The organism is Mycobacterium sp. DBP42 (genome assembly GCF_005924235.1).
In the GTDB taxonomy this organism is placed as follows: Bacteria; Actinomycetota; Actinomycetes; order Mycobacteriales; family Mycobacteriaceae; genus Mycobacterium; species Mycobacterium syngnathidarum.
This window is the reverse complement of record NZ_VCMY01000033.1, coordinates 1-18,727: the sequence shown is the minus strand read 5'-3', so window position 1 is coordinate 18,727 and position 18,727 is coordinate 1. Positions and strand designations below refer to the sequence as shown.

Here is an 18,727-nt window from a genome sequence, read left to right as displayed (position 1 = left end):
CGATGGACGCCTTCGGGAAGCGGTTGACCGACGCGGTGTCGCAGCGGGGGCCGCTGTGTCCCGGCATCGATCCCCATCCCGAGCTGCTGCGGGCCTGGGGGCTTTCCACCGACGCCGACGGGCTGGCCGCGTTCAGCGACATCTGCGTGACGGCATTCGCCGGGTTCTCGATGGTCAAGCCTCAGGTGGCGTTCTTCGAGGCGCACGGGTCAGCGGGTTTCGCGGTGCTGGAGCGCACGACGGCCGCCTTGCGGGAGGCCGGGGTACTGGTGCTGGCCGACGCCAAACGCGGGGACATCGGCTCGACCATGGCCGCCTATGCCGCGGCCTGGGCCGGTGACTCACCGTTGGCGGCGGACGCGGTGACCGCATCGCCGTATCTGGGCTTCGGGTCGCTGCAGCCCCTGCTGGACGTCGCCGCGGCAAACGGCCGGGGGGTGTTCGTGCTGGCAGCGACCTCCAACCCGGAGGGCGCGACGGTGCAGCGTGCCATGGCCGGGCCGCGCACCGTGGCGCAGTCCGTCGTCGATGAGGTGGCCGCAGTGAACCAGGCGGCCGGTGAGCCGACCGGTTCGGTCGGTGTGGTGGTCGGGGCGACGGTGACCGACCTGCCCGATCTCAGTGCGCTCTGCGGCCCGGTGTTGGTGCCCGGAGTCGGCGCCCAGGGCGGACGTGCCGATGCACTCGGCGACTTCGGCGGTGCCCGGCTGGTGCTGCCAACGGTGTCGCGTGAGGTGTTGCGGGCCGGGCCTGCGGTGGCTGATCTGCGTGCGGCCGCCGAGCGCTTGCGCGACGAAGTCGCATATCTCGCCTGACGTCGCCCAGCTGGGCGTCTAGGGCCGTTTCGTCGTGCCCTGGGCCGATTTCCACACCAGGGTCGCGGTCGCGCTCAATCGCGACCCAGTCGTGGCAGGCGACGACCGGGCCGAGAAGCGGCCGAGCACAGGTGGTTTGGTCAGCTCGCGGTCAGATCGGTTGCGGTGCAGCCGGTCACAGCGGGATCCAGATACCGAAGAACCAGAAACCCCACGCGTTGTAGCCCGGATCGAAAATGGGTGTCACCCAGCTGCCGTTGTAGTTGAACGGCTGGTGGTCGAACCGGCCTTGGTCCATGCCGCGCCAGGCCAGCTCCGGGGGCGGCGGGCCCCAGTGCCGGCCATGGTCATCTGGTCCGCCTGGACCTCGGTCACCCGGGCGCCCCGGCCCTGGCCCACCCGGTCCGCCCGGTCCGCCCGGCCAGCCGGGCCCGTCAGGACCACCACCAGGCCCACCATGGCCACGTTCGGGCCCTCCTGCGCCTCCTGAGCCACCGGGACGACCGGGTCCACCTGGTCCTCCCGGCCCGGGTCCACCGGGCCCCTGGCAGTTGCCGAAGCCACACGGTGGGCCCGGCTGGGCCGCTGCCGTGCCGGCTCCCGCGGCCAGAGCGCCCGTGCCGAGCGCTATGGAGAGAGCAGAAGCGCAGGTCAAACGCTTGAAGTTCATGTCCAGCTTCCCTTCGGGGGTCACGGATACCCGACCGGCGGAGGCTATTTAGCCAAGCTGTGTAATCGCTTTGTGGCAATTAGGCGTGGGCTGGGCACCGTCAGCCGCACGCGCCTGACGTGCGCGTCACGGCTTCCGACACGCCCGACACGCCATGACCAGCGAAAATTTTCTCGAATACCCGGCGGTAACCAGGTGTGGGTACGGCCGAACCGGTGCTCGACGTATGAGTAGTTAGCTGGGGGCCACCCGAAAACCATTGACTTGCAGGAATATCCGGCCCGATGGGGGCGTGCCGACGATGCTGGATGGCGTTTTCGGGTGCGAACCGGTTGTCGCGTGCGCGCACTACACGCTGGGCTTTTAGCGTCGTAACCAGGGGGTGGCGTTCGCTTTCGTCAGCCAGCGTGGGTAGGTTCGTCGTCGCTGGCTGGTTTGCACTCCAGCCGTAAAAAACAAGAGATGGCCGAAGAAGAATCGCCAGGAGACGGAGGAACCCGTGGCCCTTCCCCAGTTGACCGACGAACAGCGCGCGGCAGCGTTGGAGAAGGCTGCCGCCGCACGTCGAGCGCGAGCCGAGCTCAAAGATCGACTCAAGCGCGGCGGCACCAACCTCAAGCAGGTGCTCACCGACGCCGAGACCGATGAGGTCTTGGGCAAGATGAAGGTTTCCGCGCTGCTGGAGGCCCTGCCCAAGGTCGGCAAGGTCAAGGCGCAGGAGATCATGACCGAGCTGGAGATCGCCCCGACCCGCCGTCTGCGCGGCCTCGGTGATCGCCAGCGCAAGGCCCTCCTGGAGAAGTTCGACCAGTAGAGACGCCCCCATTGAGCGCTGGTAGAGGGGCCGGACAACGTACAACGACGGCTCCGGTCGTCGTGTTGTCCGGTCCCTCCGCTGTCGGGAAGTCCACCGTGGTCCGCTGTCTGCGGGAGCGGCTTCCCGACTTGTATTTCTCGGTCTCGGTCACGACCAGGGCACCGCGGCCGGGAGAGGTCGACGGTGTCGACTACACGTTCGTGTCCGCGGACCGATTCCAGAAGCTGATCGATGACGGCGAGCTGCTCGAATGGGCCGAGATCCACGGCGGATTGCACCGCTCCGGAACGCCGGCCCAGCCTGTGCGCGAGGCCACCCGGGCCGGCCGCCCGGTTCTGATCGAGGTTGACCTGGCCGGGGCGCGGGCCGTCAAGCAGGCCATGCCCGAGGTGATATCGGTGTTCCTGGCACCGCCGAGCTGGGACGAACTGGTCAGCCGATTGTCCGGTCGGGGCACCGAGACAGCCGAGGTGATGGCCCGGCGATTGGAGACAGCGCGGGCCGAAATGGCCGCGAAGTCTGACTTTGACCAGGTTGTGGTGAACCGCCAGTTGGATACCGCATGCGCTGAATTGGTATCCTTGCTGGTGGACAGCCGATGACTCATCGTGCCGGGACCGACGCGATCGGATCCGCGAGCCACCAGCACGCTGTTCAGTAACCGCATTCACGCAACCGCCAGGAGACTTTTTCGTGAGCACCCCGCACGCCGATGCGCAGCTGGCCGCTGCGGACGACATCGATTCGTCCGCCGCCGGCGCCTACGACACGCCGCTGGGCATCACCAACCCGCCCATCGACGAGTTGCTGGACCGCGCGTCGAGCAAGTACGCGTTGGTGATCTACGCCGCCAAGCGGGCGCGCCAGATCAACGATTACTACAACCAGCTCGGCGACGGCATTCTTGAGTACGTCGGCCCTCTGGTCGAGCCCGGTCTGCAGGAGAAGCCGCTGTCCATTGCGATGCGGGAGATTCACGAGGATCTGCTCGAGCACACCGAGGGCGGCGAGTAGCCAGGCCAGGGCCGGGACGTGAGCGCGGGTAAGCGAATCGTCGTCGGGGTGGCCGGCGGCATTGCCGCGTACAAGGCGTGCACCCTAGTCCGCCAACTCACCGAGGCGGGCCACTCGGTACGCGTACTGCCCACTGAGTCGGCTTTGCGCTTCGTCGGAGCGGCCACGTTTGAAGCCCTGTCGGGCAATCCCGTGCACACCGGTGTGTTCACCGACGTGCACGAGGTCCCGCACGTGCGGATCGGCCAGGAAGCCGATCTCGTGGTTGTCGCGCCTGCCACCGCCGACTTGCTGGCCCGCGCGGTGGCCGGCCGGGCTGACGACCTGTTGACCGCCACGCTGCTGACGGCGCGATGTCCGGTGCTGTTCGCTCCGGCCATGCACACCGAGATGTGGTTTCACCCGGCCACCGTCGACAATGTGGCCACATTGCGGCGGCGGGGCGTCGTGGTACTGGAACCGGCATCCGGACGGCTCACAGGGGCCGACACCGGCGCGGGGCGGCTGCCCGAGGCCGAAGAAATCGTGACGTTTGCACAGCTGCTGCTGGAGCGAGGCGACGCGCTGACCTACGACCTGGCCGGGGTCAAGGCGCTCGTGACCGCCGGCGGTACCCGCGAACCTCTGGATCCGGTGCGTTTCATCGGCAACCGCAGCTCCGGCAAGCAGGGATATGCCGTGGCCCGGGTTCTGGCCCAGCGTGGGGCCGACGTGACGCTGATAGCGGGTAACACCGCGGGTCTGATCGACCCGGCCGGTGTCGATGTCGTGCACATCGGTTCGGCCGCCCAATTGCGTGATGCGGTGACCAAGTACGCCCCCGAGTCCAATGTCCTGGTGATGGCCGCTGCCGTCGCCGACTTCCGCCCCGCACAGGTGGCGACCGCCAAGATGAAGAAGGGCGGCGCGTCCGAGCCCAGCTCCATCGAGCTCGTCCGCAACGACGACGTGCTGGCCGGGGCGGTTCGGGCCCGTGCCGAGGGCCAGTTGCCCAACATGCGTGCCATCGTCGGCTTCGCTGCCGAGACCGGGGACGCCAACGGTGATGTGCTGTTCCATGCCAGGGCCAAGCTGCAACGCAAAGGCTGCGATCTGCTCGTGGTCAACGCAGTGGGGGAGAACCGCGCGTTCGAAGTCGACCACAACGACGGCTGGTTGCTGAGCGCCGACGGGGCCGAGGTTGCACTAGAGCACGGTTCGAAGACTCTGATGGCCACCCGTATCGTGGACTCGATCGCGGCGTTTCTGGGCAAGCCCGACGGCTGATCCGACGTACGTACGCGTCAAGATGTGGATAAGGGTTGCGCAATCGCGTCCCACGCGCTTGGGTGCAACAGGACATAGATATTATTCGCCTAACTAAGTAGTTTTGGACTGAAGACTTTTCAGATCAGCAAGGAAGGAAGCAGACCGTGAGCCAAGGTCGCCTGTTTACCAGTGAGTCGGTAACCGAAGGACATCCCGACAAGATCTGTGACGCGATCAGCGACTCGGTGCTCGACGCGCTGCTGGAGCAGGATCCCAAGTCGCGGGTCGCGGTGGAAACCCTGGTGACCACCGGCCAGGTGCACGTCGCCGGTGAGGTCACCACCTCGGCCTACGCCGACATTCCGAAGATCGTGCGCGACCGCATCCTGGAGATCGGCTACGACTCGTCGACCAAGGGCTTCGACGGCGCCTCGTGCGGTGTGAACATCGCCATCGGCGCGCAGTCGCCCGACATCGCCCAGGGCGTGGACACCGCCCACGAGGCGCGCGTCGAAGGGGCCGGCGATCCGCTGGACGCCCAGGGTGCCGGTGACCAGGGGCTGATGTTCGGGTACGCCATCGGCGACACCCCAGAGTTGATGCCGCTGCCCATCGCACTGGCCCACCGGCTGTCACGGCGGCTGACCGAGGTCCGCAAGAACGGTGTGCTGGATTACCTGCGCCCGGACGGCAAGACCCAGGTCACCATCGCCTACGACGGCAAGACACCGGTCCGGCTGGACACCGTCGTGCTGTCCACGCAGCATGCCGACGGCATCGACCTCGACGGCACCTTGACCCCGGACATCCGGGAGAAGGTCGTCAACACCGTGCTGGCCGATCTCAACCACGAGACGCTGGACACCTCCGATTTCCGTCTCTTGGTCAACCCGACCGGCAAGTTCGTACTCGGCGGTCCGATGGGTGACGCCGGCCTGACCGGCCGCAAGATCATCGTCGACACCTACGGCGGCTGGGCCCGCCACGGCGGCGGCGCCTTCTCCGGCAAGGATCCGTCAAAGGTGGACCGTTCCGCCGCGTACGCGATGCGCTGGGTGGCCAAGAACGTCGTCGCTGCCGGCCTGGCCGAACGCGTCGAGGTCCAGGTGGCCTACGCGATCGGCAAGGCCGCCCCGGTCGGCCTGTTCGTCGAGACGTTCGGCACCGAGACCGTCGACCCGGCCCGCATCGAGAAGGCCATCAGCAGCGTGTTCGATCTGCGCCCCGGCGCGATCATCCGCGACCTGGACCTGCTGCGGCCGATCTACGCCCAGACGGCGGCCTACGGCCACTTCGGGCGGACCGACATCGAGCTGCCCTGGGAGCAGCTCAACAAGGTCGACGACCTGAAGGCCTCGGTCTAGCTTTTTCTGCCAACGGCCCCCGATCGCTGATCGGGGGCCGTTGTCTTTCGCGGGGCACGATTCGCGAAATCAACGCCGTGGTCGTGATTTCTCGTGTGGAGCGACCGTAGCGTTGATCTGGGCGCGACCCCGCGCTACGAGGTGAACGCGTAGTCGTCCAGCGGGAAGCTGCGGCTGCGCCAGTACGCCTCGACCGTGGTGGAGGGCCGCAGCGGGACGTCCCCGTTGCGGTCGAAGTAGTAGCTGTTGGCCAGGTTGCAACTGTCCTGCCAGAAGATCTGGCGGTGCCGCTTGCGCATCATCTCGGCGAAATACCGGTCGTTGGCCTCCTGACGGACCTCGACGCGGTGGGCCGCCCGGCGGTCGGCCTGCGCGATACACCGCACCAGATGGCGGGTTTGGGCCTCGATCAACGCGAAGTACGACGACCCGACGTAGCCGTACGGGCCCATCACCGAGAAGAAGTTCGCGAAGCCGGGAACACTGACGCCTTCGTAGGCCTGCATCCGGTGCTCTTTCCAGAACTCGCTCAGCGACTGCCCACCCGACCCCACGATGTCGAAGGTCAGCGCGTCGACGTCCATCACCTTGAAGCCGGTGGCCAGGATGAGCACATCGACGTCATGGCTCTCACCGTCGGTAGTGGCGACACCTGAGCCGGTGATCTTGTCGATCGGCTCGGTGACCAGTCGGACATTGTCCCGGTTGAATGTGGCCAGATAGCTGTTGTGGAACCCGGGTCGTTTGCATCCCACCGCATAGCGCGGTGTGAGCTTGTCGCGCACCTCCGGGTCCCGCACCTGTTGACGTAGATAGGCCCGGCCCGCCGAGCCGGCGCGCTTGGCGAACGGGTTGATCGTGAAGTACTGGGCCGCCAGGGGAAACGTGAACTCCACGTACGCCTGGCTGATCAGTCGGTGCAGCGTCCTGCCGCCGGGCAGCCGCATCAGTCTGCGGGCGATAGGCGGGATGGGCACGTCGAACTTCGGGAAGCACCAGATCGGGGTGCGCTGAAACACGGTGAGCTGCTTGACCTTCGGGGCGATCTCGGGGATCACCTGGACCGCGGAGGCACCGGTGCCGATGATCGCCACCCGCTTACCCGACAGATCCTGGGTGTGATCCCAGCGTGCGGTGTGCACGGTGATCCCGGCGAAGGAGTCCACCCCGTCGATCTCGGGGAGTTTCGGGATGGTCAGCACACCACTGGCGTTGACCAGGAACCGGGCCGTGAGCGTGTCACCGGATTCGAGATCGAGCTGCCACAGGTTCTCGTCATCGTCGAAGGACGCGCGGGCGACGGTGGTGTTGAACCGGATCCGGGGCCGCAGGCCGTACTTGTCGACGCAGTTGTCGGCGTAGTCGCGTAGCTCGCTGCCTGGGGCGTAGGTGCGGGACCAGCGCCGTGACTGCTCAAATGAGAACTGGTACGAGAACGACGGGATATCCACGGCCACACCGGGATAGGTGTTCCAGTACCAGGTGCCGCCGGCCCCGTCGCCGGCCTCCAGGATGAGATAGTCGTGCAGGCCGGCCTTGTCCAGCGCGATGGCGGTGCCGATACCGGAGAATCCGGCGCCGACGATGAGGGTGTGAAAGTCGGGCATCAGGCCGCCTCTCGGGTGCGTCCGATCATGTGGACGCCGTGTTTTGGTCGCAAAGTCAACGTAGCCTCCATCTCCACCGGGTGGCCAGGATCGAGATCGAAAATGAACCGTTGGCTCATGATCGCGGCGATCAGCACCATCTCCATCAGGGCGAAGCTCTGCCCGATGCAGATCCGTCGTCCGCCGCCGAACGGGATGTACGCCGAGCGTGGCCGGCTCTTGACGGCGTCACCGAGGAACCGGTTGGGGTCGAAGGTTTCCGGGTCGGGCCACCACCGCTCGTCGTGATGGATCTGGTAGATCGGGATGATCACCGTCGTTCCCGGACGGATGTGATGGCCGTCGATGCAATCGTTCTCGACCGCCTCCCGCGCGATGATCCACACCGCCGAGTAACAGCGCTGCGACTCCTGCAGACATGCGGTGGTCCACGGCATCCGGGTCAGGTCGCCTGCCGTCGGACGGCGCGCACCCACCACCGAGTCCACTTCGGCCAGCATCCGGTCCCGGGCTTCGGGATGGCGCGCCATCAGGTACCAGAACCACGACATCGCGTTGGCCGTCGTCTCGTGCCCGGCCAGCATGAACGTCAACGCCTCGTCCCGCACCCGCCGGCGCGGCCAGGTGCCGTTGTCGGCACCGAACAACACGTTGAGCAGGTCGGCGGATTCGGTGGGGTGGGCCAGGCGTTCGTCGAGGACGGTGTTCACCGCGGCATCCAGGGCCAGGGCGATTCGTTGGCCTTCACGCAGAGGCGGCGGCAGTGGAATCCCGGACCAGGTGCCGGCGGCGATGGCGTCGTATACCGGGCGGGGGAGAAGGCCCAGGAGCCCGAGGCGGCCCAGCAGTTCGGTGCGCCTCAGCCCGCGTGTCGTGAGGTCTCGCATGCTGTGCACGATCGGCCCGAAATCCTGACTGAACAGTGCGTTGGAGACGACCCGCAGGGTGGCTTCCACCATGGCCGAGTGCATGTCGAAGCGCACCCCATCGCCGCCTTCGGCGAGCTCGTCGGTGGCCCGCTCGATCGGGGCGATCATGAGGTCGACGATGTCGTTGAGACGGCGACGAGCGAACGTCGGGTTCAACGCCGACCGGTGGGCGGCCCACGAGTCGCCTTCATCGGTCAGCAGGTTGATGCCGGCCGCCGCTCGGATCGGTTCGTACTCGTTGGACTTGACGTAGCGCAGGCGCGCCTCGTGGAGCACGTGGTCGACGTAGTCAGGGTGCGTGATGGCTACGAAACGTCTTCCCGCGCAACGGTATCTGATGATGTCCTGGTCCTGCACCCGGGTGAGGAACCCGTTCTCGGTGCTGAACCCGACCGTGATCGCCTCGCGGGTCATGGTCCACGTGCTCAGTCGCGCTGCCGGTGCCGCCATAGAACCACCGTATGAATGACAAGGGCCGCGCAGAATGGGACTATCGGACACAGAGTTGGGATTTTGGGACAAGTGCTGGGGGCATGGCCAGGTCAGGATCAGTAGCGAGGACGAGTTGGTCGGCCGACGTGTGCCATCCGATCCATGCCACCCGGGTGTTGTGCGAGGTCGCCGTCGAGCGCGGTGTCCCGGCCGCGCAGGTTCTGGCCGGAACCGGTGTGACACCGGCAGACCTCGACGATCCCGACGGTGTGATCAACGCGCACGACGAGATCCTGGCGGTCCGACACCTGCAGGCCCAGTTGCCCGACGAACCGGGTTTGGGTGTCGATGTCGGTGGCCGGTCGGCCCTGACGCACATGGGCTTGTTCGGGTTCGCCGTCATGTCATGTGCGACGCTGCGTGAACTGTTCAGCATCGGGATGCGCTACTTCGCCCTGACCACACTGCAGATCGACTTGCAGTTGTTCGAGGGCACCGACGAGTGCGTGCTGGAGCTCAACGTCGGCCACCTGCCCAACGATGTCCAGCGCTTCTTCATCGAACGCGATGTCGCCGGGATTGTCGCCACCACAGCGAGTTTCGCGTCTCCCGTGGTGGCGCAATACGCCGATCGGATACTCGCCGAAGTGTCGATCGACGAAGAGGTTCTGCGGCCACTGCTGACCCTGATGCCGTTACCCAATGTGACGTTCGGCCGGGCCCACTCCCGACTGCACTTCCCCCGCGCCATGCTGGATGAGCAACTGCCTCAAGCGGATCCGTACACCCTCGATCTGTGTATCGCGCAGTGCGATGCGCTCATGCAGCGCAATGCGCAGCGCCGCGGGATCACCGCGGTGGTGCGCAGCAAACTGTTTCGCGATCCCGGCCGGTTTCCGACGTTGCCAGAGGTCTCGGCCGAACTCGGTGTCCACCCGCGCACTCTGCGACGTCGCCTGGCCGATGAGGGAACCGCGTTTCGGGCCCTGGTCAACGAGGCCCGGTCAGCGCTCGCCGTTGATCTGCTGTGCAGCGTCGGATTGACCGTCGAGGAGGTGTCGCGACGCCTCGGCTACAGCGAGACCTCGACGTTCTGCCACGCGTTCAAACGTTGGCACGGTGTGCCGCCCAGTGCGTTCTCGCGGGAAAGCGAACGCAGTGCTGCGCCGAAGGGTGCCATCTGAACGAGCCACCCTCGCATTCCGTTTCACACTGGACAGAGTTCGGCGGAGAAAAGGAGTGCGGCCACGATGGAATCCGATGACGTTCCGGAGCTCAACCGAAGGAGAACGCTACTGGGGCTGGCTGCGGTGGGTGGTGTGGTGGCTGTCGGCGTCGGCGGCCTGGCCGACGCCGCGGGCTGGCTGCGGCCGGATGCGTTGACACCGGATCGGTTCGCGGACCGCTTCGAGCAGATCGCGGGCCGTCACGAGGGCTTCCGCCGCAACCATGCCAAGGGGCTGGCCGCCACCGGAACGTTCACCAGCACCGGTGCGGGTGCCCAGGTGAGCAAGGCTGCGGTGTTCAAATCCGGCACCGTGCCCGTCGTTGGCCGGTTCTCGTTGTCCGGCGGGTTGCCCGATCAACCCGACAAGCCGGACACGGTCCGGGGTCTCGGTTTGATGTTCGGGCTGCCCGATGGCGAGCAGTGGCGCGTCGCGATGGTGAATCTGCCGGTGTTCCCCGACAGCACCCCGCGAGGTTTCTTCGAGCGCATGCTGGCCTCGCGGCCCGTTCCAGAGACCGGCAAGCCCGATCCGCAGGCGATGGCGGCGTTTCTGGCCGACCATCCGGAAACGGCCGCTGCGATGAGGATCATCAAGCAAGCCACGCCGAGTGCAGGGTTCGCCGACAGTACGTACCGTGGCCTCAACGCGTTCCGAGCTACCAACGCCCAGGGCGAGAAGACGGCGATCCGTTGGGCGGCCGTTCCGGTGATATCGCAGCAGCCTGCCGAGCGCCCGCACGGCAACGACAGAGATGTCATCTTCGACGCCCTCATCGACACGATCGCCGCCGGCCCGGTCAGCTGGAAATTGGTCCTCACCCTGGCCGGTCCCACCGACCCCACCCACGACGCGACGCTGCCGTGGCCGGCGAACCGCGCCACCATCGAGGCGGGCACCATCACCATCGACGCCGTGCACACCGAGGCCCCCGGCAACGCCCGCGACATCAATTTCGATCCGCTGGTGCTGCCCGACGGCCTGGCCCCATCCGACGATCCGTTGCCGAGCGCACGGTCGGCGGTCTACGCGCGCTCGTTCAACCGGAGAGCCCGAGAACCCAAGTCGCCCAGCGCAGTCGTCGTGCCGGGGGGCGCGCAGTGACCACCGAAACGAAACCGCCGATTGTCAAGTTCAACCTGGCGGCCCGGCTGCTGCACTGGTCGATGGCGGTCATGGTGATTGCACAGTTCTTCATCGGAGTCACGATGATCGCCGCACTGAGCTACTACCCGCTGCTGCTGGCGATCCACCGTCCGTTGGGAATCGCGATCCTGGTCTTCGCGATCGTCAGGTTGGCCAATCGCCTCACCCGCCGACTGCCGCCATTCCTGACCACCATGGGGCCGCTGGAACGTCGCATCGCCAGCTACTCCGAATATCTGCTGTACGCCTTGCTTTTGGTACAGCCGTTGATCGGGTGGGCCATGCTGTCGGCCGCACAGTCGCCGGTGGTGTTGGTCGGGGCGCTACACCTTCCGGCGATCGCCCCGCACAACCTCACCCTCTACGCGGTGTTGCGCACCGCGCATACCGTGGCCGCCTACCTGCTGTTCGCGACGTTCACCGCGCACATCTGCGCGGTGATGTTCCACACCGTGGCGCTGCGCGACGGGATCATCCGTCGAATGTCGCTGTGGCCCAGCAAGAGCAACGGTTGACGGTGCTCAGCCGTGCAGCGCGCCCCGCAGCGCGGCCATCGCACGATCGAATGCCTCGGTGGCCACGGGGACCACGCCGACGTAGCCGAGGTAGCCGTGCACCAGCGTCGCGGCGTTGTCCAGCTGCACCGGAACGTCTGCGGCCGTCAGCATCTCCGAATAACGGATGCCGTCGTCGCGCAACGGATCGTGCCCGGCGACCGCGACATAGGCGGGCGCGAGCCCGGACAGGTCGCCCGCACGGGCCGGCACCAGGGTGACCGGCGGGTCGGACAGGTCGACATGACCGGCATACCAACGGGAGAACCCCTGGACCGCGTCGAGCCCGAGGATCGGTGCCTTGGCGTTCTCGGTGAACGACGGCAGGCTGGTGTCCCATGTCGTGGCCGGGTACCAGAGCAACTGGAATCGCAGCCCGGAAAGGCCCGCGTCACGCGCCAGCAGCGACACCACGGCGCTGAGGTTGCCGCCCGCCGAGTCCCCGGCCACAGCCATCCGGTCGGCGTCGGCTCCGAGCTCGGCGGCGTTGGCGGCCACCCATCGGGTCACCGCCCATACGTCGTCGACCGCGGCGGGGTAGGGATGTTCGGGGGCCAGCCGATAATCGACCGACACCACCACCGCGTCGGCACCTACGGCGTGCTGGCGTGCGGTGCCGTCGTAACTGTCCAGGTCGCCCAGCGCCCAGCCGCCGCCGTGGATGAAAACCACCACCGGCAGCGTCGCGCCGTCGGCCGTCGGCGGCCGGTACACCCGCACCGGGATCTCGCCGGCCGGCCCCGGAATCACGCGGTCCTCGGCCTGAACCTCGGGATGGACCGGCATTCGCGGGATCTCACTGAACTGGCGACGGGCCTCGTCGACACCGATGTCGGTCGACAGTTGGAACGGCACTGCCTCCAGTACCTTTTGCAGGATGGCATCGACAGCTGGTTTCTCGTCAGCAACGGACATTCCGCAACCGTACGCACACCGCGTCACGCGGCGGCTGTGGGTGGTGGCCGCGGCTGTCGCGGCGGGTTACGGGGTGTTCCTGATCGTCACCGCGATGCAGCTGCCCAAAGGGGCCGACCTGACGGGTCAATTCACCCTCCAACCTGCGGTGAAGGCACTTGCGGCCGTCCTGTTGGCGGCGGCCGCGTGCGCTCATCCGATCGTGCGGGAACGACGCTGGCTCGTCGGTGCGCTCCTGTTCTCCGCGCTCGGCGACTTTCTGCTCGCCATTCCGTGGTGGGAACCGTCCTTCGTGCTGGGCCTGGCCGCGTTCCTGGTCGCGCATCTGTGCTTTCTCGGGGTCCTGGTGCCGCTGGCGCGGCGTTCGACGCCGCGGCTGATCGCCGTGGCGGTCACCGTCCTGGCCTGTGTGGCGTTGCTGACCTGGTTCTGGCCCCGGCTCGTCGAGCAGGGAATGGCCGTCCCGGTGGTCGCCTACATCGCGGTGCTCGGTGCCATGGTGTCCACGGCGTTGCTGGCCCGGTTGCCCACCCCGTGGACCGCGCTCGGTGGCGTGTGTTTCGCAGCATCGGACGCGATGATCGGCATCAGTCAGTTCGTGCGCGGCGACCAACTGCTCGCCGTCCCGATCTGGTGGGGCTATGCGGCGTCGCTGGTGCTGATCACCGCCGGCCTCTTCTTCGGGCGTTCGACACACCCTGCTGCTAAACCTGCACAGTGACCATCACCCGCCGCGCCGCCGAGCATGAACCCGTTGCGCGGGTGCTTCCCCTGCTCACGGTGCCGCACCTGGACCGGGAGTTCGACTATCTGGTGTCGGAGGAACAGTCCGACGACGCCCAGCCCGGTGTGCGGGTCCGGGTCCGGTTCAACGGCAGGCTGGTCGACGCCTACCTGCTGGAGCGACGCTCCGATACCGATCACACCGGCAAGCTCGGCTGGCTGGACCGGGTCGTGTCACCCGAGCCGGTGCTAACCCCGGAGATCCGGCGGCTGGTCGACGCGGTGGCCGCCCGTTACGCAGGCACCCGCGCCGACGTGCTGCGCCTGGCGGTGCCGCCGCGCCATGCCAGGGTGGAGAAACAGTCGCCGGAGGAGCCGGAGCCGGTCGCGGTCGTCCCCGTCGACACCGGCGCCTGGGCCCGGTACGGCCGCGGTGAACAGTTTCTGACCGCAGTCGCTGAGGGCCGCGCGGCCCGCGCGGTGTGGCAGGCCCTGCCCGGCGAGAACTGGGCGCAGCGGCTGGCCGAGGCGGCCGCCGTCGCGGTGGGCGCTGGCCTGGGCGTCGTGGCCGTGGTGCCCGATCAGCGTGACGTCGATGCGCTCTATGCCGCCGCCGTCGACCGGGTTCCCGAATCACGGGTGGTCGCGTTGTCGGCCGGCCTCGGCCCGTCCGCTCGGTACCGCCGTTGGCTGGCGGTGCTTCGCGGGCAGGCCCAGTTGGTGATCGGTACGCGCAGTGCGGTGTTCGCGCCGGTGACCAACCTAGGGCTGGTGCTGGTGTGGGACGACGGCGATGACAACCTGGCCGAGCCGCGCGCCCCGTATCCGCACGCCCGTGAAGTGGCCATGCTGCGTGCCCACCAGCTGCGGTGCGCGGCGATCATAGGCGGGTACGCGCGAACCGCCGAGGCGCAGGCCCTGGTGCGGACCCGCTGGGCCCACGACGTGGTGGCGGCGCGGCCGGTGGTTCGGGCAGCTGCCCCGAGGGTGGTCGCGCTGGAGGACAGCGGGTATGCGCAGGAGCGCGATCCGGCCGCGCATACCGCTCGGTTGCCCTCCATGGCGCTGCAGGCGGCGCGGGCAGCGCTGCAGGCCCAGCACCCGGTGCTCATCCAGGTTCCACGCCGCGGGTACGTGCCGGCCCTGGCCTGTGCGCGGTGCCGCGCCGTGACGCGTTGCCGGCATTGCACTGGCCCGCTGGCGCTGCCGGAGCGGGGCAGTGTGGCTGCCGAATGCCGGTGGTGCGGCCGGGCTGAACCCGCATTGCGTTGTGCGCGTTGTGGTTCCGATGCGGTACGGGCGGTGGTGGTGGGGGCCCGGCGCACGGCTGAAGAGTTGGGCCGGGCGTTTCCCGGTACCTCGGTGATCACCTCGGGCGGCGACACCGTTGTCGCTGCGGTGGGCAGTGGTCCCGCGCTGGTGGTGTCCACACCCGGGGCGGAACCCGTCGCCGACGGCGGTTACGGCGCGGCACTGCTGCTCGACGCGTGGGCGCTGCTGGGCCGACAGGATCTGCGCGCGGCCGAGGACACGATGCGCCGGTGGATGGCCGCAGCGGCCCTAGTGCGTCCGCGTACCGACGGCGGTGTGGTGGCGGTGGTGGCCGAGTCGGCGATTGCCACCGTGCAGGCATTGATCCGGTGGGATCCGGTGGGACATGCCGACGCCGAACTCGACGCGCGCGGTGAGGTGGGCCTTCCGCCGGCGGTGCACATGGCGGCCATCGACGGGACCACGACCGCGGTTGAGGCACTGCTCGAGACCGCGCAACTCCCCGAGGTCGCCGAACCTCTCGGGCCCGTGGAATTGCCCGTCGGGGCCCGCCGCCCACCAGGCCTGGATCCCGATGCCGAGGTGTGCCGGATGCTGGTGCGGGTGCCGCGTGACGGTGGCCTGGAGTTGGCTGCCGCGCTGCGCCGGGCCACCGCCGTGCTCAGCGCGCGCAAGGATCAGCAACCGTGTCGTATCCAAATCGACCCGCTGCACATCGGGTAGGGCGGATACTCCGACGATGGACAGCGCCACCGTCGGGCCAGACCGTTACTCACCATGCTCGGAACCGGAGTGCCCGACATGCCCGGGGTGTCGATCGGCGCCCAGAGCTGTCGACAGGTGGTCGAGCAGCAGTCTGAGGGTGTGCTCGAGCTCTTCTTGCTGATGCCTCGGTAGGCCGTCGAGCAACTCACACTCACGTGCCAGTACAGCGCCCACCAGGTCATCGACCGTAGCCCGGCCACGTGCGGTGAGTTCGACGTCAACCGTGCGTGATTCGCGGCGACCGGTTCGCTTGACCAGACCTTGTGTCTCTGCCCGATCCACGCGTTGAGTGATCGCGCCTGCGGTGATGAGTGAGGCAGCCGCCAGCTCGCGGGTGGTCATGCGATACGGCTTGCCGCGGCGGCGCAACGTGGATAGCAGATCTAGTGTGGCCATGTCCGCGTGATGATTGCGCAACAGGCGCGCTCGGTCGTCGCCGAGAAGCTTCGCGATGTGCCATACCCGCGTCACGATCCCGATCGAATGTACTGGAACATCGGGTAATTCACGTTTCCAAGAGGCGGCGATCGCGTCCACGGGATCTTCTGGCGTTGCCGGCATGAGCCCTCCTGCTAGTCTTGTTTAGACCTAAACAATGTTAGCAGGGGAGACGCGTATGCGCACTGTCATAGCCACCGGTGGCGGCACGGGAATTGGTCGCGAGATTGCCGCTCAGTTCGCTGCGGAGGGGTGCGATGTTGTCATCACCGGCCGTCGTGGGGACGTACTCCAGAGGACGGTGGACGAGATCGATGGCTCGGTCCGTGCCATCACCATGGACGGCACCGACCCTGAGCAGGCTGCCTGCGCCGCACGAGAGGTCGGAACCGTTGACGTATTGGTCAACAATGCCGGCGGCAACACCGACTTCGATCGGGATGGACCGTGCACGTTGGCCGACGTCGCCGAGGCGTGGCGCCGGAACGTGGACAGCAACTTGTTGACGGCGGTGCTGATGACGACGGCGGTGCTTCCCGCGATGCCCAGCGGGTCAGCCGTCATCACGATTGGTTCGATCGCCGCCGACAAGGGCGCGGGTTCGTACGGGGCCGCCAAGGCTGCCGTCGCGTCCTGGAACGTGGACCTCGCCCGACAGATCGGCGGTCGAGGTATCACCGCCAACATCGTCTCGCCGGGTTACATCGCCGATACGGAATTCTTCCGGGACAAGCTCACTGACGACCGTAAGAACGTCCTGATCGACGCCGCGATGACACGTCGGGCGGGAGCGCCCAGTGATGTTGCGGCCACCGTACGGTTTCTTGCATCGCCCGGGGCGCGTCAAATCACCGGGCAGACCATCGCCGTGAACGGCGGCGAGTGGACCACTCGGTAGAACTCCCAGTTTCGAAGCAAATCGACCCGCTGCACATCGGGTAGGGCGGATACTTCACCCGTTGTCGGTGAGTACCGAATCAGGAGGCTGCCATGCGCCGGGTGTGCTCGTGGTTGTTTGCGTTGGTGCTCATCGCCTTTGGACTACTGTGGCCACTGGTCTTCACCGGCTCTGGGTCCGGCTCCGGGGCGGGCCCGGCCGATCCGGTGGTGATCACCGACTACCGGGCCGATTTCGCCGTCCGCGCGGACGGCCGGATGGACGCGGTCGAGACCGTCACCGGAGATTTTCCCGGCGGGCGGCATGGGATCTTCCGCTACTGGGACGTGCAGAATCAGAACAATTCGCACGTTCGGCAGGTACCCGAGATCACCTCGATCACCATGGACGGATCGTCGATTCCCTACCAACTGCTATGGGAGACCGGCAAGCGGTTCCGGGTGGCCAAGATCGGTGACCCCACCACCACCCTGGACTGGGGCAGCCACGTTTTCGAACTGCGGTACACGATCGACGGGGTCCTCGACCCGGGCACTGTTGGCGCGCAACGTCAGTTCGCCCGCAGCGCCGGCAATCCCGACGCCCGCTCGGCCTTCTACTGGAACGTCGTCGCGCCGGCCTGGAACAACACGATCGAACGGGCCGACATCTCGGTTACCCTGCCGGCCGCGGTGACCGGGGCCGAGTGCAGTGTCGGATTCGGCGTCGGCGCCGCCTGCACGGATCTGCAACTCGACGGCAACACTGTGCGGCTCGTGGCGACGGGCCTGGAGCCCCACACCCCGGTTACCCTGCGCGCCGGTGTGGACATGGCCACACCGGCACAGACCATCCTGCCGTGGCCCTACACGTGGGACCGGATCCTCGGCCGGTCGGTGCCCACACTCGGCTGGATCGCCCTGTTCACCGTCGGGATGGGTCTGCTGGCCTACGTCTGGACGCGTACCACTGTCGAACCGTCACCGGGATTTCCGGTGCAATACGCGCCGCCGGACGGGCTCGGGCCGGTGCAGACCGAGTACATCCGCACCGAGACTGTCCCCAAGAACGGGCTGAGTGCGACACTGTTCCACCTCGCCGAGCGGGGACTCGTTGAGCTGCGGCAGGTCAGTGACAAGCACTGGAAGATCAAGGGTCTCGCGAAGCCCGCCGAGTGGGCCGATATCGATCCGGTCGGCATCGACGTGGCCGCGGCGCTCAAAGTGATGTCCCCGGGTGCGGAGTTTTCCGCCAAGGACACCGCGACATCGGGCAAGAAGCTGAGCAAGGCCAAGGCCGACATGGCTGTGGCAGTACGCAAGTGGGCGTTCGACAGCGGCTTCATGGTCAAGCGGCGCAAGGAACTATGGGTCCGCGTCGCCAATGCGGTCGCGTTCTTGGCAGCACTGGCCGGTTGCTTCCTGTGGTTCGGTATCACGTTGTGGGGCCTGCCGTTCGCGGTGTTCTTCCTGTGCTCACTGCGTGGCTGGCGCGGCGGTGTAGGTACCCGTCGAACGGCTGCGGGCCGGGAATTGTGGTCGCGAGCCGAGGGCTTCCACCGTCTGCTGTCCACCGATTCCGCGGAGACCAGGTTCGACTTCGCCGCCCGTAAAGACCTCTACCTGGCCTACATCCCGTTCGCCGTGGCCGGCGGCACCGCCGCGTTGTGGGCCAAGAAGTACCAGGACTCCATGGGGGCGCCAGCGCCCCAACCGGATTGGTACAACTCGTCGTCATCGTCGTCGGACGCCAGCCACGGCTTCGCCGGCGGACCCGGCGGCGCGGACTTCGACAGCTTCGAATCGGCACTATCGTCATCGATCGGGGCATACACGGCCTCGCAGTCGTCCTCGTCCTCGTCTTCGTCGAGCGGCGGGTCGTCGTCGTCCGGCGGAGGCGGCGGTGGTGGAGGAGG

18 protein-coding genes are annotated in these 18,727 nt (G+C 67.3%); 13 read left to right on the top strand and 5 right to left on the bottom strand.

Annotated features, from left to right (window positions below; genetic code table 11):
• The first annotated feature begins 2 nt into the window (after nt 1-2).
• A complete protein-coding gene (pyrF, locus tag E0T84_RS23625; RefSeq protein WP_070185594.1) occupies nt 3-815 on the top strand; it encodes an orotidine-5'-phosphate decarboxylase in 813 nt (270 codons plus the stop codon).
• Between the two features lie 175 nt (nt 816-990).
• On the opposite strand, the gene E0T84_RS31920 is transcribed toward pyrF, so the two are convergent.
• Entirely contained in the window at nt 991-1,485 is a 495-nt protein-coding gene (locus E0T84_RS31920; RefSeq protein WP_075909640.1) for a hypothetical protein, read from the bottom strand.
• Between the two features lie 499 nt (nt 1,486-1,984).
• Here E0T84_RS31920 and mihF point away from each other — a divergent pair, with 499 nt between their 5' ends.
• The 5 genes from mihF (at nt 1,985) to metK (ending at nt 5,928) form a co-directional block, all read left to right on the top strand.
• The gene (gene mihF / locus E0T84_RS23615; RefSeq protein WP_003880790.1) at nt 1,985-2,299 is read left to right on the top strand and encodes an integration host factor, actinobacterial type; all 315 of its coding nucleotides are present in this window, start codon (nt 1,985-1,987) and stop codon (nt 2,297-2,299) included.
• A gap of 11 nt (nt 2,300-2,310) precedes the next feature.
• Nucleotides 2,311-2,904, top strand: a complete 594-nt coding sequence (gene gmk / locus E0T84_RS23610) for a guanylate kinase (RefSeq protein WP_070185592.1) — start codon at nt 2,311-2,313, stop codon at nt 2,902-2,904.
• Between the two features lie 91 nt (nt 2,905-2,995).
• Nucleotides 2,996-3,316, top strand: coding sequence for a DNA-directed RNA polymerase subunit omega (gene rpoZ, locus E0T84_RS23605; protein ID WP_019348031.1), 321 nt, complete (start codon nt 2,996-2,998; stop codon nt 3,314-3,316).
• 18 nt (nt 3,317-3,334) lie between these two features.
• The gene (coaBC, locus tag E0T84_RS23600) at nt 3,335-4,582 is read left to right on the top strand and encodes a bifunctional phosphopantothenoylcysteine decarboxylase/phosphopantothenate--cysteine ligase CoaBC (protein WP_070943653.1); all 1,248 of its coding nucleotides are present in this window, start codon (nt 3,335-3,337) and stop codon (nt 4,580-4,582) included.
• Between the two features lie 146 nt (nt 4,583-4,728).
• Entirely contained in the window at nt 4,729-5,928 is a 1,200-nt protein-coding gene (gene metK, locus E0T84_RS23595; protein WP_070185590.1) for a methionine adenosyltransferase, read from the top strand.
• Between the two features lie 134 nt (nt 5,929-6,062).
• On the opposite strand, the gene E0T84_RS23590 is transcribed toward metK, so the two are convergent.
• Together E0T84_RS23590 and E0T84_RS23585 are read right to left on the bottom strand one after the other, a co-directional pair.
• Nucleotides 6,063-7,535 (bottom strand): NAD(P)/FAD-dependent oxidoreductase, encoded by a 1,473-nt coding sequence (locus E0T84_RS23590; protein ID WP_138745709.1) that lies wholly within the window; start codon nt 7,533-7,535, stop codon nt 6,063-6,065.
• Nucleotides 7,535-8,914 (bottom strand): cytochrome P450, encoded by a 1,380-nt coding sequence (locus E0T84_RS23585; RefSeq protein ID WP_138745708.1) that lies wholly within the window; start codon nt 8,912-8,914, stop codon nt 7,535-7,537. Before E0T84_RS23585 ends, E0T84_RS23590 begins: the two co-directional genes overlap by 1 nt.
• Before the next feature lie 83 nt (nt 8,915-8,997).
• On the opposite strand from E0T84_RS23585, the gene E0T84_RS23580 reads away from it, so the two are divergent.
• The 3 genes from E0T84_RS23580 (at nt 8,998) to E0T84_RS23570 (ending at nt 11,783) form a co-directional block, all read left to right on the top strand.
• Nucleotides 8,998-10,080: an AraC family transcriptional regulator gene (locus tag E0T84_RS23580; RefSeq protein WP_138745707.1), complete on the top strand. Its 1,083-nt coding sequence runs from the start codon at nt 8,998-9,000 to the stop codon at nt 10,078-10,080.
• A 66-nt stretch (nt 10,081-10,146) separates the two neighbouring features.
• Nucleotides 10,147-11,226, top strand: coding sequence for a catalase family peroxidase (locus E0T84_RS23575; RefSeq protein WP_249383729.1), 1,080 nt, complete (start codon nt 10,147-10,149; stop codon nt 11,224-11,226).
• The gene (locus E0T84_RS23570) at nt 11,223-11,783 is read left to right on the top strand and encodes a cytochrome b (protein ID WP_138745706.1); all 561 of its coding nucleotides are present in this window, start codon (nt 11,223-11,225) and stop codon (nt 11,781-11,783) included. The genes E0T84_RS23575 and E0T84_RS23570 overlap by 4 nt, the downstream gene beginning before the upstream one ends.
• 6 nt (nt 11,784-11,789) lie before the next feature.
• On the opposite strand, the gene E0T84_RS23565 is transcribed toward E0T84_RS23570, so the two are convergent.
• The gene (locus E0T84_RS23565) at nt 11,790-12,737 is read right to left on the bottom strand and encodes an alpha/beta hydrolase (protein WP_070185585.1); all 948 of its coding nucleotides are present in this window, start codon (nt 12,735-12,737) and stop codon (nt 11,790-11,792) included.
• On the opposite strand from E0T84_RS23565, the gene E0T84_RS23560 reads away from it, so the two are divergent.
• Together E0T84_RS23560 and E0T84_RS23555 are read left to right on the top strand one after the other, a co-directional pair.
• A complete protein-coding gene (locus tag E0T84_RS23560; protein ID WP_171055149.1) occupies nt 12,700-13,458 on the top strand; it encodes a lysoplasmalogenase in 759 nt (252 codons plus the stop codon). The two genes, E0T84_RS23565 and E0T84_RS23560, sit on opposite strands and share 38 nt — an antisense overlap.
• Nucleotides 13,455-15,455: a primosomal protein N' gene (locus E0T84_RS23555; RefSeq protein ID WP_138745705.1), complete on the top strand. Its 2,001-nt coding sequence runs from the start codon at nt 13,455-13,457 to the stop codon at nt 15,453-15,455. Before E0T84_RS23560 ends, E0T84_RS23555 begins: the two co-directional genes overlap by 4 nt.
• 45 nt (nt 15,456-15,500) lie before the next feature.
• On the opposite strand, the gene E0T84_RS23550 is transcribed toward E0T84_RS23555, so the two are convergent.
• Nucleotides 15,501-16,058 (bottom strand): MarR family winged helix-turn-helix transcriptional regulator, encoded by a 558-nt coding sequence (locus E0T84_RS23550; protein ID WP_070185583.1) that lies wholly within the window; start codon nt 16,056-16,058, stop codon nt 15,501-15,503.
• Nucleotides 16,059-16,113: 55 nt separating this feature from the next.
• Between E0T84_RS23550 and E0T84_RS23545 the strand changes: the two genes are divergently transcribed.
• The gene (locus E0T84_RS23545) at nt 16,114-16,833 is read left to right on the top strand and encodes an SDR family NAD(P)-dependent oxidoreductase (RefSeq protein ID WP_138745704.1); all 720 of its coding nucleotides are present in this window, start codon (nt 16,114-16,116) and stop codon (nt 16,831-16,833) included.
• 92 nt (nt 16,834-16,925) lie between these two features.
• The coding region (locus tag E0T84_RS23540; RefSeq protein WP_138745703.1) for a DUF2207 domain-containing protein at nt 16,926-18,727 on the top strand (1,802 nt) is incomplete at its 3' end.

Bases quoted from the DNA above. Each gene is read 5' to 3' on its own strand.
- E0T84_RS23575 (WP_249383729.1), top strand. From the start codon at position 10,147: ATGGAATCCGATGACGTTCCGGAGCTCAACCGAAGGAGAACGCTACTG.
- E0T84_RS23550 (WP_070185583.1), bottom strand. From the start codon at position 16,058: ATGCCGGCAACGCCAGAAGATCCCGTGGACGCGATCGCCGCCTCTTGG.
- E0T84_RS23590 (WP_138745709.1), bottom strand. From the start codon at position 7,535: ATGCCCGACTTTCACACCCTCATCGTCGGCGCCGGATTCTCCGGTATC.
- pyrF (WP_070185594.1), top strand. From the start codon at position 3: ATGGACGCCTTCGGGAAGCGGTTGACCGACGCGGTGTCGCAGCGGGGG.
- E0T84_RS23565 (WP_070185585.1), bottom strand. From the start codon at position 12,737: ATGTCCGTTGCTGACGAGAAACCAGCTGTCGATGCCATCCTGCAAAAG.
- E0T84_RS23585 (WP_138745708.1), bottom strand. From the start codon at position 8,914: ATGGCGGCACCGGCAGCGCGACTGAGCACGTGGACCATGACCCGCGAG.
- E0T84_RS23545 (WP_138745704.1), top strand. From the start codon at position 16,114: ATGCGCACTGTCATAGCCACCGGTGGCGGCACGGGAATTGGTCGCGAG.
- E0T84_RS31920 (WP_075909640.1), bottom strand. From the start codon at position 1,485: ATGAACTTCAAGCGTTTGACCTGCGCTTCTGCTCTCTCCATAGCGCTC.
- E0T84_RS23560 (WP_171055149.1), top strand. From the start codon at position 12,700: ATGGCATCGACAGCTGGTTTCTCGTCAGCAACGGACATTCCGCAACCG.
- E0T84_RS23580 (WP_138745707.1), top strand. From the start codon at position 8,998: ATGGCCAGGTCAGGATCAGTAGCGAGGACGAGTTGGTCGGCCGACGTG.